We start from the raw sequence: 13,707 nt of genomic DNA on the forward strand, positions 1-13,707 counted from the left end.
CGCCCTGCGCCGCGGCTGGGCGCCGCGACCGGTCAGTCCAGCCCGGACTGCTGACGCGCCTGCCAGAGCTGCCGCAGCACCTCGTCGGACGGCGTCAGGTCCTCCGGGGCCGACGGGCTCGACGGCGCGACGTCGGCCCGGTGGATCTCCTCGTGCAGCCGCTGCATCGTGCCGTCCAGCCGGTGCGCGGTCTCGGCGGCCTGCTGCAGGTCGCGGAGCAGCTCGGTCGGCACCTGCTTCCGGTACTTGTAATAGATCTTGTGCTCGAGGCTGGCCCAGAAGTCCATCGCGATCGTCCGCAGCTGCACCTCGACGATCACCGGCACGACGCCGTCGGACAGGAAGACCGGAACCTCGACGATGCCGTGCAGGCTGCGGTAACCGTTCGGTTTCGGCTCGGCGATGTAGTCGCGGACGTCGAGCACCTTGACATCCGACTGACCGGCCAGCAGGTCGAACACCCGGTAGACGTCGGAGACGAAGCTGCAGGTGACCCGTACGCCGGCGATGTCGGTGATGGTCTCCCGGATCGACGAGAAGGTCGGCTCGCTGCCCTTCCGGATGATCTTGTCCAGAATGCTGTCCGGGGCCTTCAGCCGGGACGACACGTGCTCGATCGGGTTGTAGTCGTGCAGCTGACTGAACTCGTCCTGCAGGATCTTGATCTTGGTCGACATCTCGTCGATGCCGAACTTGTACTCCATCATGAACCGGGTGAATTCCTCCCGCAGCTGGCGGAGGTCTCCGAGGCTCTGGGGCAGCAAGGGTTCGGGGCCGGAGGACGTCTCGATCACGCCGCCAAGGGTATGCCCGTTACCTGACCCGTCCCTGTGCATTTCTCAGGCAATCCGAACCGGGTCCGGCCCGGTCAACGCCCCGGCCAGCAGGCGCAGCGTCTGCTCCCGGGCGGGAGCCCGGTCGGCCGCGGTGCCCGCGAACGAGCCCGCAATCGGGTTGATCATCACCTCGTCCACGCCGTAGGTGTGGGCAAGATCACGAAGGGCCGCGGCGGCGGTGGGCGGGTCGCCGACCACCCAGCGGGCGCTCATCGCCTCGGCCAGTTCCCGGTGCGCGGCGGGCAGTTCCACCTGCTCTGCCTCTTCGACGGTCGGAGCCGGTTTCAGCTCGCCACCGGTTCGCAGGGCGACCATCGCCAACTGCTGCGGTACGGTCAGCCGCCGCGCTTCTGCCTCGGTCGGAGCGACGGCCGCGTTCACGGTCAGGAACGTCCGCGGCTCGGCGAGCAGGTCGGACGGCCGGAAGTTCGACCGGTAGACCCGCAGCGCCTCCTGGGTCCCCTCGCCGGAGAAGTGATGCGCGAAGACGTACGGCAGCCCGCGCGCGGCCGCCAGCTCGGCCGAGTACAAGGACGAGCCGAGCAGCCAGACCACCGGCGTCGCCGTCGCCTGGGGCGTGGCCCGCAGCGGGTACCGGCGGCCCTGCAGGTCCAGTTCGACGCCCTCGGTGTCCATCAGCGCGATCACGTCGGACACGTAGTCCGGGAACCGCTCCACGTCGGCGTCGCCGCGCCCGGCCGCGGTCCGCAGCACGTAATTCGTGACCGGGTCGCTGCCCGGCGCGCGGCCGATGCCGAGATCGATCCGGCCCGGGTACGCGGCCTCCAGCAGCGCGAACTGCTCCGCGACCACCAGCGGCGCGTGGTTGGGCAGCATCACCCCGCCGGAACCGACCCGGATCCGCTGCGTGGCCGCCGCGATGATGCCGATCAGCACCGGCGGATTGGTCGCCGCCACGGCCGGCATGTTGTGGTGCTCGGCCACCCAGTAGCGATGGAACCCGAGTTCGTCGGCGGTCTCGGCGAGCCGCAGCGACGCCCGGATCGCGTCGGTCGTGGTCTGGTCGGTGCGCACCGGCACCAGGTCGAGTACGGAGAGCGCGAGGTCGGTCACCCTTGCGACAACTCAGGTCCGGGCCGTCGGTATTCCCGCCACCCTCCTGGTTCACCGGTAGGCGCGGGTCTGCAGCCGGTAGAGCTCGCTGTAGCGGCCGCCCTGGTCGATCAGGGTGGCGTGATCACCGGACTCGACGATCCGGCCCCGGTCCATCACCAGGATCAGGTCGGCGTCCTGGGTGGTGGAGAGCCGGTGCGAGATGATCAAGGCGATGCTGCCGTGCTCGGCGGCGGCCCGGCGGGCGCTGCTGAAGAACGCGTCGAACAGCCGGTGCTCCACCTCGGGGTCGAGCGCGGAGGTCGGCTCGTCGAGGATCAGCAGCAGCGGCTCCGGCCGGGTCAGCCCGCGGGCCAGGGCCAGCCGCTGCCACTGGCCGTGGGACAGGTCCCGGGTGCCGAACGCGAGCCCGAGCGAGGTGTCCAGGCCGCGGGGCAGTCCGTCCACGATGCTCCGGGCGTGCGCCTCGTCGACGGCCCGGTCGAGGTCGGCCCGGGACAGCGGCCGGAGCGCCCCGGCACCGACCGCCTCGCGGACCGGGCCCTGCAGCTTGCCGAAGTCCTGCAGCAGTCCGCTGCACCGGCGTGCCCAGACGGCCGGGTCGACCCGGGCCAGGTCGACGCCGTCCAGCCGGATGCCGCCGGCGTCGGGTGCGTACTGGCCGAGCAGCAGCTTCGCCAGCGTCGTCTTGCCCGCGCCGTTCTCGCCGAGCAGCGCCACCACCTGCCCGGCCTCGAGCTCGACACTGACCCCGTCGACCGCCGGATGATCTTGACCCGGATACCGGAAGCTCAGCCCGTCGACGGAGATCCCGCGATCGAGGCGGGGCGGCGGCGGGACCGGCTCCTCGTCGGCCCGCCGGGCCTGGCGGTACTGCCGGCGCAGCCAGTCGTAGTGGCCGGCCGCGTGGCCGCCGTCGGCGACCTCGGAGATCCCGTACACGACGCTGATCACCTGCCAGCGCAGCTGCTGCCCGAGCGAGATCACCAGGACCAGGTCGCCGAGGCTGGCCTGCCGCTGGGTGACCAGCAAGATCGTCAACGCGACCGCGCCCAGGTAGCCGACGGCGAAGATCAGCCAGCCCGCGTACCCGTGCAGGGCCGACTTCAGGTGCGCGGCCCGGATCGTGCGCCGGGTCCGGTCCCACAGCGTCGCGCAGTGATCATCGATGATCGGCTGGCTCCGGTTGACCCGGACCTCCTTCGCCTGCTCCGGCTGGCTGGCATAGCCGTGCAGCGTGGCCTCCTGACGCTCCCACGCTGCCGTACGGTCTCGGGCCTGCCGGAGGTACCGTCCGCTCCGGCCGTTCAGCAGGAACGGCGGTACGGCGAGCACGGCCATGATCATCAGCCACGGGTTGATCCGGGCCAGCAGCACCAGGCTGGCCGCCAGGCCGAGCACCACACAGACCGTGTTGACCAGGTTCCAGGAGATCCCGGCCAGCTTCGACGTGCTGGTCCGGACCAGGTGCAGCCGGTCCAGGAAGTCCGGCCGGTCGTACTGGTCGATCCGCGGCGTCTGAGTCGCCCAGCGCAGGACGTTCCCGCTGAGGTCGATGTCGAGCTTCTCGGCGATCACGCCGCGCAGGTTGCCCTGGATCCGGTTGCCGGCCGCACCGGCGGCGAAGGCGACGGCGAGCCCGACGCCGACCGCCACCACGGCGGTCAGCATCGCCGGCCGGCCGACCTGGTCGACCAGGTGCCGCTGGATCGCCGCGGTCAGGGCGGCCGAGGCGGACTGGGCGATGATCACCACGGTGATCACGGCCGACGACAGCGGCGCCACCACCCAACTCCGGCGGAGCAGCTCCAGCAACAGCCGGATCTTGATCATGATCGGTCCTCCTCGGCCCGGAACCGGGAGGCCTGGAGCCGGAACAGCCGGGCGTACTCCCCACCATGATCGACCAGCTCCCGATGGCTGCCCTGCTCGGCGATCCGGCCGTCGGCCAGCAGCACGATCCGGTCGGCGTTGCGTACCGTCGAGAGGCGGTGCGAGATCAGCACCACGGTCGCCTCCGGCAGCGTCTCGACCACCGTTGCGTAGAAGGCGGTCTCGGCCCGGACATCGAGGTTCGCGGTCGGTTCGTCCAAGATCACCAGACGCCGGCCGGCGTGCACGGCGTAGACGGCGCGGGCGATCGCGACCCGCTGCCACTGCCCGCCGGACAGGTCGGTGCCGCCGGCAAGATCACGATGCAGCACGGTGTCCAGGCCGGCCGGCAGCCGGTCCGGAAGATCGTCGGCTCCGGCGGCAGCCAGTGCCGCGAGGACGGCCTCGTCGCCGCCGTCGGCCTCCGGCGCGGCCAGCGCGACGTTGTCCCGCAGCGACAGGGGATAGTGCAGCAGGTCCTGGAAGACCGCGGTCACGCCGACGGACCCGTCGTCGCCGACCCGGATCTCGCCGCCGGTCGGGTCCAGCAACCCGGCGATCATCTTGACCAGCGTCGTCTTGCCGGCGCCGTTGACCCCGACGACGCCGAGCACCTCGCCGGTCCGGATGGTCAGGTCGCAGCCGTCCAGCACCGGCGTCTGCTGCTCCGGGTACGCGAACCGAACCCCGTGCAGTTCGACCAGGGCCCCGTCCCGGGCCGGCGGCCGTGGCCGGCTCGTCGTCGCGGCGCCCGCCAGCAGCCGGTCCAGGGCCCGGACCGTGCTCCGCCCGTACTCGATGTCGAACGCCTCGTGACCCATCGCGGACAGTACGCCGAGCACCCCGAGCACCGCGGTCAGATAGGTGACCAGTTCGGCCGCGGTGATCGAGCCTTCGGCGGCGGCGAACGCGAGCGGCAGGATGCCGACCGAGGCGGCCAGCACGGTGAGCCCGATGATCAAGGTCTGCTGCCGCATCACGGTCATCCGGTTGCGCAGCACCGGTCCGCGTTCGGCGACCAGCGCGCGGCGGTGCCGCAGCGTGATCCACGGGCCCAGCCCGAACAGCCGGATCTCGCCCGCCAGCCGCGGGTCCTGGCCGAGTCCGGCCCAGTAGTCGGTCCGGCGCCGGATCGGCGCCTGGCCGTCGTCGACGTTCGCGAGATGCATCCACTGGCGCCGCAGCACGGCCCGGTTCAGCAGCGCCAGGATCGGTACGACGATCGCCAGCAGCACCGAGAACTGGGCCAGCACGGCCGCCGCCAGCACGCCGCCGATCAGCCGCGCCGTGAACATCGCCTGGCCGACCGCCGCCCCGCCCGGCGACCGGACCCGGCCGCCCCGCCGGCCGAGATCGGCGGTCCGGGTCGCGTCCTCCTGGAACTGCGGGTCGCCCAGCTCGACCAGGGTCGGTTGCGCGGCGGCCGCGGTGCGGGCTTGCTGCCGTACCCAGCCGTCGACGCGCAGCCGTACGTCGGTGGCCAGCCCGTCCGTCGTGTTCTGGACCGCCTGCAGCAGCAGGAAGACGGCGCCGAGCGCGACCAGCCCGGGAACCGCCGGGGCCAGGTCACCGCTGCCGATCGCCGCCTCGGCACCGTGGGTGGCGAGGCCCGCTGCGAGTGCGATGGCGGCCGGCCCGAGATTGGCGAGCAGCTGGGTGGCGGCCATCGCGACCGTCGCGGAGCCGCCCTGCCGGAGCAGGGCCAGCAGCCGGAACCGTTCGGTGAGGAGATCGCGGAGGTTCGCGTCCCGGCGTCCGACGAGGGACCCCCAGGACCACGACACAAGGGTTCACTCTAGTGGCGCAACGTCGGCGCCGCAGGGCTTTAAGGGAGGGTCACCATGGAGGGCTCGAGCTCCTCGATCGAGCGTGCGCCGAGCAGCTTCATGGTGCGGGCGATCTGGCTGGTCAGGATCTCGATCATCCGGTCGACGCCGGCCTCGCCGCCCGCCATCAGCCCGTACAGGTAGGCGCGGCCGACCAGGGTGAACTTCGCCCCGAGCGCCATCGCGGTGACGATGTCGGTGCCGGACATGATGCCGGTGTCGACCATCACGTCGAGGTCGTTGCCGACCTCCCGTACCACCTCGGGGAGCAGCCGCAGCGGGATCGGCGCCCGGTCCAGCTGGCGGCCGCCGTGGTTGGACAGGATGATCCCGTCGACGCCGAGCGAGGCCACCTTCTTGGCGTCCTCGACGTTCTGGATCCCCTTCACCACCAGGGATCCCGGCCACTGGTCCTTGATCCAGGCCAGGTCGTCGAAGTCGACCGTCGGGTCGAACATCACGTCCAGCAGTTCCGCAACGGTGCCCGACCAGCGGTCCAGGGTGGCGAACGACAGCGGCTCGGTGGTGAGGAAGTCGAACCACCACCAGGGCCGCGGGATCGCGTCCACGATCGTCTTCGGAGTGAGCGTCGGCGGGATCGTCAGGCCGTTCCTGGTGTCCCGCAGCCGGGCCCCGGCGACCGGGACGTCGACCGTCACCAGCAGCGTGTCGAAGCCGTTGTCGGCGGCCCGCTGGACCAGGTTCATCGACCGGTCGCGGTCCTTCCACATATACAGCTGGAACCACTTCCGGGTGTCGGGCCCGGCTGCTCGTACGTCCTCGATCGAGGTGGTGCCCATGGTGGAGAGCGAGAACGGGATCCCGGCGCGGCCCGCCGCCCGAACCCCGGCCACCTCGCCCTCGGTGTGCATCATCCGGGTGAACCCGGTCGGCGCGATGCCGAACGGCCAGGCGGACTTCTTGCCCAGCACCTGGACCGAGGTGTCGATCGACGACACGTCGCGCAGGATCCGCGGATGCAGGGTCACGTCACGGAACGCCTGCCGTGCCCGGGACAGCGAGGACTCCTCCTCCGCCGCCCCGTCGGTGTAGTCGAACGCGGCCCGCGGCGTGCGGCGCTTGGCGATCCGGCGCAGGTCCTCGACGGTCAGCGCGTTCGTCAGCCGCCGCTTCTTGGGATTCAGCTCCGGTCGCTTGAGCCGCATCAGCGGAGCGAGATCCTTCGGGCTGGGCAGGCGGCGTTCGACCATGGCTTCCTCGACGTTCGATCCGGTTGGGGCGGCTGTCATTGTCCCGTACCTGAACCGTGCGGGCGCGACAGGGCAGCTCGGTATGATCTCCTCATACCGAGGAAGGGTGCAGAGATGGCAGTACGAAAGGTCGCGATCACGCTCCCGGAGGAGCTCTACGACATGGTCGAGCGGGCCAGGAAGATTGAGCATCGCACTCGGTCGGAGATGATCCAGGAAGCTCTGCGGAGCCATTTCGGAGAGCCGGTCTACGTTCCCACCGAACAAGAACGGCAGCTCCTGGCTGAGGCGCTGGCCGACGCGAGGCAGTTCCCGGATGCCGGATCGCCTTGGGAAACGGTTCGGCGGGACGTCTGGCCTGACGCGTGACGGTACTTCTCCGCCCTGCGGCGGTGATGGATCTCCGCGACGCTCGGAGTTACTACGAGGGGGCCCGGCGGGCGCTGGGAGACGAACTGGTCGAAGACCTCGATCGGCTGTTCGCTCGACTTGAGGTGTTTTCCATGAGTGCGCCGATCGTGGCCGGATTCGATCCGGTCCGCCGCGCCACCCTCCGACGGTTCCCGTTCGCCGTCTTCTACCAGCCGCAGGGCGATGACCTCGAGATTCTTCGGGTCCTGCACACCGCGCGCGATCCGGAGGCCCGGCGCGGCTGAATTCAGTCTCCGGGTTGGAGGGTGGCCCGAGCTGCGGCGGTCAGCTCCTCGGGCGTCACCGGCCGGTGCAGGATCAGCCGGCGGTAATAGAGCGGCGCGACCAGCCGCTCGATCAGCGCCGTCGGGTCCGTGGTGGGCGGCAGGTCGCCGCGTTCGATCGCGTCGGTGATCACGATCGCCGCGCGCCGGTTCTGGTCGTCCAGGAAGGCGGTCAGGGCCGTGGCCGCGGTCTCGGAGGCGAGGGCGGCGGCGATGCAGGCCCGCGAGATCGGCCCGACCACCGGGTCGTCCAGGCCGTCCAGCACCGCACGGCCGACGCCGACCAGGTCCTTGATCAACTCGCCGGAGCGGTCCGGCGTCCACGCGTTGCGCGGGTGCTCGGCCAGGGCCGCGGCCAGCAGCAGGTCGGTCGTCGGCCAGCGCCGGTAGAGGGTCGACTTGTGGACGCCGGCCCGGGCCGCGACCGCCTCCATGGTCAGGCCGCCGTGCCCGCGCTCGACCAGCTCCGCGAACAGCGCATCGAAGATCGCCCGGGTGTTGCGCGCGGTCCGTCCACCCGGCCGCGCGGTCACGCCACGGGCCGATCGTCGAGCCGGAGCCGATCATGGTCCCGGGACAAGTGCCAGCGCCGGGTGATCCCGACCGCCTGGAACAGGTCGTGATCATGCCCGGCGACGACCAGGGCGCCGCGATAGCCGGACAAGGCGGTGACCAGCTGGGCGACGCTGGTCAGGTCGAGGTTGTTGGTCGGTTCGTCCATGATCAGCAATTGTGGCGGAGGGTCGCGGAGCAGCAGCAGGGCCAGGGTGGCCCGGAAGCGTTCGCCGCCGGACAGGGCGCCGGCCGGCCGGTCGACGGTGTCGCCGCGGAAGCCGAACCGGGCCAGCCGGGCCCGGATCGCGTTGTCGTCGGCCGGTCCGGAATCGGCCAGATTCTCCAGCAGGGTACGGCGATCGTCGAGCAGGTCGAGCCGCTGCGGCAACCGGCCGACCCGGACCGCCGGGGTCGCCGCGGCCAGCGCGTGCAGCAGCGTGGTCTTGCCGACCCCGTTGGCGCCGGTGACGGCGATCCGCTCCGGGCCGCGGATGATCATGGTCCGGTCCGGCAGGGCGAGCTCGGTGATCACCTTGCGCTCCGGCACCTCGGTCCCGGGCAGGTCGATCCGGATCGCCGGGTCGGTCCGCACCTGGTCCTCGGCCCGGCGGAGTTCGGCCGCGGCCTCGTCCAGCTTGCCCTCGTGCAGCAGCCGGTACTTGCCGGCCGACACCTCGGCCTCCCCGGCCCGCAGCTTCATGATCACCTTCGGTCGTCGCTTGTTGAGGTAGTCGGTGTGCGCGTACCGCTGCCGGCGGGCCAGGGCGACGTGTGCCTCGGTCAGCTGGCGGCGTTCCCTGCGCAGGGTCGACCGGGCGTCCCGGACCTCGCGCTCGGCGGCCTGCTGCTCGGCGTCGAGGGTCGCTCGATAGCTGCTGTACGGGCCGCCGAACAGGCGCAGGCCGCCGCTGTACAGTTCGGCGATCGCGTCGACCAGCTCGAGCAGTTCCCGATCATGGCTGACGATGATCAACAGGCCGGGCCAGCCGTCGGCGACCAGCCGGTAGAGCCGTTCCCGCGCGGCCCGGTCCAGGTTGTTCGTCGGCTCGTCCCAGACCGTGACCGGGGCCCGGCGGAGCAGGGTCGCCGCGATCCCGATCATGGTCGCCTCGCCGCCGGACAGGGACGCGACGGAGCGGTCGAGCCAGTCCGGCCCGGCCGCGATCCCGACCCGGGCCAGGCCGGCCAGGGCGCGCTCCTCGACCTGCCAGTCGTCGGCGGACAGGGTCAGGTCGCCGGGCCGGGCGTCGCCGGCCAGCACCCGGGCGATCGCCGTCCTGGTCGCCGTGATGGCCAGCAGGTCGGAGACGGTACGCCGGTCCCGGGTGGCGATGGTCTGCGGCAGCACCGCCACCGGGCCGGACGCCCGCACCGTGCCCGCGGTGGGCACCAGCTCGCCGGTGATCAGGCGCAACAGGGTGGACTTGCCGCTGCCGTTGTCGCCGACCAGGCCGATCCGCTGATCCGTCCAGGTCGCGTCGATGCCGGCGAACAACTGGTCGCCGTCCGGCCAGCCGAAGCCGACCCCGGACAGGCGCAGATTCCCGGACATGCGGTCCAGGTTAGCAGGCTAATGCGATGAGTGTTGCGTTTACTCCGAGAGGGGCAGGCAGGCCAGCCGCCCACCGGCCATGCCGGCGTGGTCGGTCGGGTGCTCGTGGACGACCACCGAGCCGATGCCGTCGCCGGCCGTCGGCAACGCGAACGGCACCAGCGTCGATGCCTGACCGCGGCCGTGCCGATCCACCGTGATGTCGAGCCAGATCTCGGTACCGGCCGAGACACGCGCCGGCTCGCGGCCGGTGGCCTTGTCGTGGTTGTAGTGCGGCCCGGCCGCCTCGCCGTCACCGGCGACGCACGGGCCGGTGTGCACGTGGACGCCGTAGCTGCGGCCGGCCGCAGCCGGGTCCAGGCCGGAGACCTCGAGCGTCGCGACGCTGGCCACGACCCCGCGGACGACCAGCAGCCGGGCCGTCGCGCCGTCGGTCGGGTCGGCCTCCGGGCGCAGGTCCGACAGCGGTCCGGCGTCGAGCGTGACGGTGCCGTCCAGCAGGCCGGCGGTGGGGTCACCGTCGGCGGCGTACGCGGGGGAGAGGGTGAGGCAGGGCAGCAACGTACCGAGCGCCGCGGCGGCGATGATCATGGAACGTCGGACGGGGCTGGAACGCATGGACTTCTCCTGGCAGACGTACGGATCCCCGAGCAGGGACCAGTCTTGCGCATCGGCGCCGTTGACGCGGAACCGGGACGACACCCATGATCATCCGATGACCGCAGACCTGTTCGACCTGACCGGCCGGATCGCCTTGATCACGGGTTCGAGCCGCGGCATCGGCCGCGCCATCGCGGCCGGACTGGCCCGGGCCGGGGCGACCGTCGTGCTGAACGGTCTCGACCGGGATCGGCTGGAGCGGGCCAGGGCGGAGCTGGCGTCCGAGGGTGCTGCCGTGTCCGCGTACGACTTCGACGTGACCGAACCGGAGGCCGTCGAGGGCGCGGTCGAGCGGATCGAGGCGGAGCTGGGCCCGATCATGATCTTGGTCAACAACGCCGGGGTGCAGCACCGGGAACCGATGCTCGACGTCGCGCTGGAGGACTGGCAGCGGGTGCTGACGACGAACCTGACCAGTGCCTTCCTGGTCGGCCGGGCGGCGGCCCGCCGGATGATCCCGCGCGGGGCGGGGAAGATCATCAACGTCTGCTCGGTGCAGACGGAACTGGCCCGGCCGACCATCGCGGCGTACACGGCGGCCAAGGGCGGGCTGCGTAACCTGACCCGGGCGATGACCGCCGAGTGGGCCGGTTCGGGCCTGCAGATCAACGGTCTCGCGCCCGGCTACATCCACACCGAGATGACCCAGCCGCTGGTCGACGACGCCGAGTTCAACGGGTGGATCCTGGGCCGGACGCCGGCGGCGCGCTGGGGTACGGTCGGCGATCTGCTCGGGCCGGCGGTGTTCCTGGCGTCGCCGGCCTCGGACTACGTCAACGGCCAGGTGATCTTCGTCGACGGCGGCATGACCGCGGTCGTCTGAACTCTGCGAAGATCGGACCATGGCCGATTCTCCTTCCGCAGCAGAGCTTCCCGTGTCCGCCGCCGATGTCCGGGCCGCGGCCGAGCGGCTGCGCGGCGTGGCGCACCGGACTCCGGTGCTGCGCTCGCGCACCCTGGACGGGATCGTCGGGGCGCCGGTGCTGTTGAAATGCGAGAACCTGCAGCGGATCGGGGCGTTCAAGTTCCGCGGCGCGTACAACGCCATCGCCCGGCTGACTCCGGAGCAGCGACGCCGCGGGGTGGTGGCCCACTCGTCCGGGAACCACGCCCAGGCGGTCGCGCTGGCGGCCCGCGAACTCGGCGCGTCCGCGGTGATCGTGATGCCGAAGGACACCCCACGGCTGAAGCTGGACGGGACGGCCGGCTACGGCGCGGAGATCGTCCATTACGACCGCTACACCGAGGACCGGGACGCGATCAGCGCGGCCCTGGCCGAGGAGCGCGGGTTGATCATGATCCCGCCGTTCGACCACCCGGACGTGATCGCGGGCCAGGGCACCGCGGCGCTGGAGTTGATCGAGGACGCCGGCCCGCTGGGATCTCTGCTGGTTCCGGTCGGCGGTGGCGGGCTGGCGGCCGGTTGCTCGGTGATCGCGACCGAGCTGTCGCCGGGGGTCCGGGTGATCGGGATCGAGCCCGAGGCGGGCGACGACACGTACCGTTCGCTGGCGGCGGGGGAGCGGATCGCGGTCCCGGTCCCGCACACCCTGGCCGACGGCCAGGCGGTGCCCCAGCCGGGCGAGCTGACGTTCGCGATCAACCGGCGGCTGCTCGAGGGGATCGTCCTGGTCAGCGACGCGGAACTGGTCGAGGCGGTGCGCTGGGCGTACGAACGGCTCAAGATCGTTCTCGAACCGAGCGGCGCCAGCCCGCTGGCCGCCCTGCTGACCGGGAAGATCAACTCGGGCGACGGCCCGGTCGGCGTGATCTTGTCCGGCGGCAACATCGGCGCCGAGCAGTTCGCCCGGTTGATCATGGCGGACTGACCGATGCCCGAGGTCGAGGTGCGTGAACTGCAGGTGTTCCTGGCGCTCGCCGAGGAACTGCACTTCGGCCGGGCTGCCGAACGGCTCGGGCTCACGACGTCGCGGGTGAGCCAGTCGGTCCGCGCGTTGGAACGGAAGCTGGGCGGTGGCCGGCTGTTCGACCGGACCAGCCGCACCGTGGCCCTGACCGACCTGGGCGCGGCGCTGCATCGTGATCTTGTCCCGGCGCTGGCGAACCTGGAGGACGTCGTGCTGCGGGCCCGCGAGCGCGGCGACGGCCCGGGCCCGGTCCGGGTCGGGCTGCTCAACGCGGCGTCGGGCGGCGCCGTCCTGAATGCGGCGGTGCGGCGCTACGAGAGCCGGTATCCCGGCGGCACGGTTCGCCTCGTCGGCACGCCCTTCACCGACCGGCTCGGCCCGCTGCGCCGCGGCGAGGTCGAGTTGACGGTCACCCGGCTGCCGCTGGAGCGGCCGGAGATCGAGCTCGGCCCGCTGCTTTCCGAGGGCGACCCGAGGGTGGTTCTGGTCGCCGCCGATCATCCGCTGGCCGGCCGCTCCGCGGTGTCGGTGGAGGACCTGGCCGACTACGAGGTACGCCGCTCGCCGGACGATCCGCCCGAGGTGGCGGAGGCGAGCTGTCCGAGTCACACGCCGAGCGGTCGCCCGATCATGGCCGCGGAGGTCCAGGTCGGCGACGTCTCGGAGTTGCTGCTGCTGGTGGCCCGTGGCCGACTGGTGCATCCGACGACGCTGCCCTTCGCGGAACAGTTCCGGCACCCGGGCCTGGCCGTCGTCCCGATCACCGATCTGCCGCCGTCGTCGAGTGCCTTGTGCTGGCTGCGCGGGGTCCGGCATCCGGGCCGGGACGCCTTCCTCGAGGCCGTACGCGAGGAGCTTCAGGCGAAGAGGCTCCCGTAGCCGGTGATCGTCCAGGCCGGTCGGATCGCGGCCAGGATCGCCCAGAGCACGACCTGGTTCGCCTGCAGGACGCGGCGACCGGTCGACCGTTCCAGGGCGTCGATCGCCCCGGCCGCCCGGAACCCGTGGCCGGCCAGGAAGACCGGATCATCGCCGTCCTTCAAGCGTGGGCCGAGGTCGTCGATCACGGAGGTGGTACGGACCCGGCTCGGGTCGCCGGGCAGGCCGGCGGCCCTGATCACCGTGGCGTCGAATCCCTGATCATGGAAATAGCCGACCCCGAGCCGATCCAGGTCAAGATCGAACCAGGGCGGATGGACGAGCGTGACGCGTTCGGTACGGAAGCTCCGCAGGGCCAGGACCGCGGCCGCGGCGCCGGCGACGACCGGGACCCCGGACCGCTGGGCGAGCCGATCGATCAACTCCGTCTCGGCCCGGTGCCCGAGGGCGTACCCCGTGCTCGTCGAGGCGTACGCCAGCGCACCGACCGACCCGTCGCCGAATCGCGCGAGGGCGTGCTCCGGACCCGCCGGGCCGACCGGTTCCCGCCGGACCGTGACCCGGCCGCCGGCCATGGCGGGCCACTCGACCTCCGGCCCGGCGGCGACGTGCGGCGTCAGCACCCCGATCGCCAGTCGTTCCATGATCATTCTCCTTCGTCCGCTGACCTTGTTGATCA

The 13,707-nt window shown here is 71.7% G+C and carries 14 protein-coding genes; 5 read left to right on the forward strand and 9 right to left on the reverse strand.

The annotated features are described in order from the left end of the window. Positions 1 to 32: 32 nt before the first annotated feature. Genes ACFQU4_RS36455 through ACFQU4_RS36475 form a run of 5 tightly spaced genes read right to left on the reverse strand, consistent with a single transcriptional unit; the run spans position 33 to position 6,819 of the window. Positions 33 to 794, reverse strand: coding sequence for a GTP pyrophosphokinase family protein (locus tag ACFQU4_RS36455; RefSeq protein WP_377501818.1), 762 nt, complete (start codon positions 792 to 794; stop codon positions 33 to 35). Between the two features lie 45 nt (positions 795 to 839). Then, a complete protein-coding gene (locus ACFQU4_RS36460; RefSeq protein WP_377501820.1) occupies positions 840 to 1,910 on the reverse strand; it encodes an LLM class flavin-dependent oxidoreductase in 1,071 nt (356 codons plus the stop codon). A 51-nt stretch (positions 1,911 to 1,961) separates the two neighbouring features. Next, positions 1,962 to 3,743 carry an ABC transporter ATP-binding protein gene (locus ACFQU4_RS36465; protein ID WP_377501822.1) on the reverse strand — a complete coding sequence of 594 codons (1,782 nt, stop codon included), beginning with the start codon at positions 3,741 to 3,743 and terminating at the stop codon, positions 1,962 to 1,964. Then, positions 3,740 to 5,566, reverse strand: coding sequence for an ATP-binding cassette domain-containing protein (locus ACFQU4_RS36470; protein ID WP_377501824.1), 1,827 nt, complete (start codon positions 5,564 to 5,566; stop codon positions 3,740 to 3,742). Before ACFQU4_RS36470 ends, ACFQU4_RS36465 begins: the two co-directional genes overlap by 4 nt. Before the next feature lie 41 nt (positions 5,567 to 5,607). Beyond that, positions 5,608 to 6,819 carry an alpha-hydroxy-acid oxidizing protein gene (locus ACFQU4_RS36475; RefSeq protein WP_377501826.1) on the reverse strand — a complete coding sequence of 404 codons (1,212 nt, stop codon included), beginning with the start codon at positions 6,817 to 6,819 and terminating at the stop codon, positions 5,608 to 5,610. Between the two features lie 114 nt (positions 6,820 to 6,933). Between ACFQU4_RS36475 and ACFQU4_RS36480 the strand changes: the two genes are divergently transcribed. Both ACFQU4_RS36480 and ACFQU4_RS36485 read left to right on the forward strand, forming a co-directional pair. Next, a complete protein-coding gene (locus tag ACFQU4_RS36480; RefSeq protein WP_377501828.1) occupies positions 6,934 to 7,188 on the forward strand; it encodes a ribbon-helix-helix protein, CopG family in 255 nt (84 codons plus the stop codon). After that, positions 7,185 to 7,475 carry a type II toxin-antitoxin system RelE/ParE family toxin gene (locus ACFQU4_RS36485; RefSeq protein ID WP_377501830.1) on the forward strand — a complete coding sequence of 97 codons (291 nt, stop codon included), beginning with the start codon at positions 7,185 to 7,187 and terminating at the stop codon, positions 7,473 to 7,475. The genes ACFQU4_RS36480 and ACFQU4_RS36485 overlap by 4 nt, the downstream gene beginning before the upstream one ends. A gap of 2 nt (positions 7,476 to 7,477) precedes the next feature. Here ACFQU4_RS36485 and ACFQU4_RS36490 read toward each other — a convergent pair whose 3' ends face one another. Genes ACFQU4_RS36490 through ACFQU4_RS36500 form a run of 3 tightly spaced genes read right to left on the reverse strand, consistent with a single transcriptional unit; the run spans position 7,478 to position 10,239 of the window. Beyond that, positions 7,478 to 8,047: a TetR/AcrR family transcriptional regulator gene (locus ACFQU4_RS36490; RefSeq protein WP_377501832.1), complete on the reverse strand. Its 570-nt coding sequence runs from the start codon at positions 8,045 to 8,047 to the stop codon at positions 7,478 to 7,480. Next, a complete protein-coding gene (locus ACFQU4_RS36495) occupies positions 8,044 to 9,621 on the reverse strand; it encodes an ATP-binding cassette domain-containing protein (RefSeq protein WP_377501834.1) in 1,578 nt (525 codons plus the stop codon). Before ACFQU4_RS36495 ends, ACFQU4_RS36490 begins: the two co-directional genes overlap by 4 nt. Positions 9,622 to 9,660: 39 nt before the next feature. Beyond that, positions 9,661 to 10,239: a superoxide dismutase family protein gene (locus ACFQU4_RS36500; protein ID WP_377501836.1), complete on the reverse strand. Its 579-nt coding sequence runs from the start codon at positions 10,237 to 10,239 to the stop codon at positions 9,661 to 9,663. Between the two features lie 97 nt (positions 10,240 to 10,336). Between ACFQU4_RS36500 and ACFQU4_RS36505 the strand changes: the two genes are divergently transcribed. From ACFQU4_RS36505 to ACFQU4_RS36515, 3 genes are read left to right on the forward strand one after another with little or no spacing between them, the layout of a single operon-like run. Next, positions 10,337 to 11,104, forward strand: coding sequence for an SDR family oxidoreductase (locus ACFQU4_RS36505; RefSeq protein WP_377501838.1), 768 nt, complete (start codon positions 10,337 to 10,339; stop codon positions 11,102 to 11,104). A 19-nt stretch (positions 11,105 to 11,123) separates the two neighbouring features. Then, on the forward strand, positions 11,124 to 12,110 hold the full coding sequence (locus ACFQU4_RS36510; protein WP_377501840.1) for a pyridoxal-phosphate dependent enzyme: 987 nt from the start codon (positions 11,124 to 11,126) through the stop codon (positions 12,108 to 12,110). A 3-nt stretch (positions 12,111 to 12,113) separates the two neighbouring features. After that, a complete protein-coding gene (locus tag ACFQU4_RS36515) occupies positions 12,114 to 13,028 on the forward strand; it encodes a LysR family transcriptional regulator (RefSeq protein WP_377501842.1) in 915 nt (304 codons plus the stop codon). On the opposite strand, the gene ACFQU4_RS36520 is transcribed toward ACFQU4_RS36515, so the two are convergent. Next, entirely contained in the window at positions 13,007 to 13,672 is a 666-nt protein-coding gene (locus ACFQU4_RS36520; RefSeq protein WP_377501844.1) for a hypothetical protein, read from the reverse strand. The genes ACFQU4_RS36515 and ACFQU4_RS36520 overlap by 22 nt on opposite strands. Positions 13,673 to 13,707: the final 35 nt, after the last annotated feature.

Source organism: Microlunatus sp. GCM10028923, assembly GCF_042666975.1.
GTDB lineage: Bacteria > Actinomycetota > Actinomycetes > Propionibacteriales > Propionibacteriaceae > Microlunatus.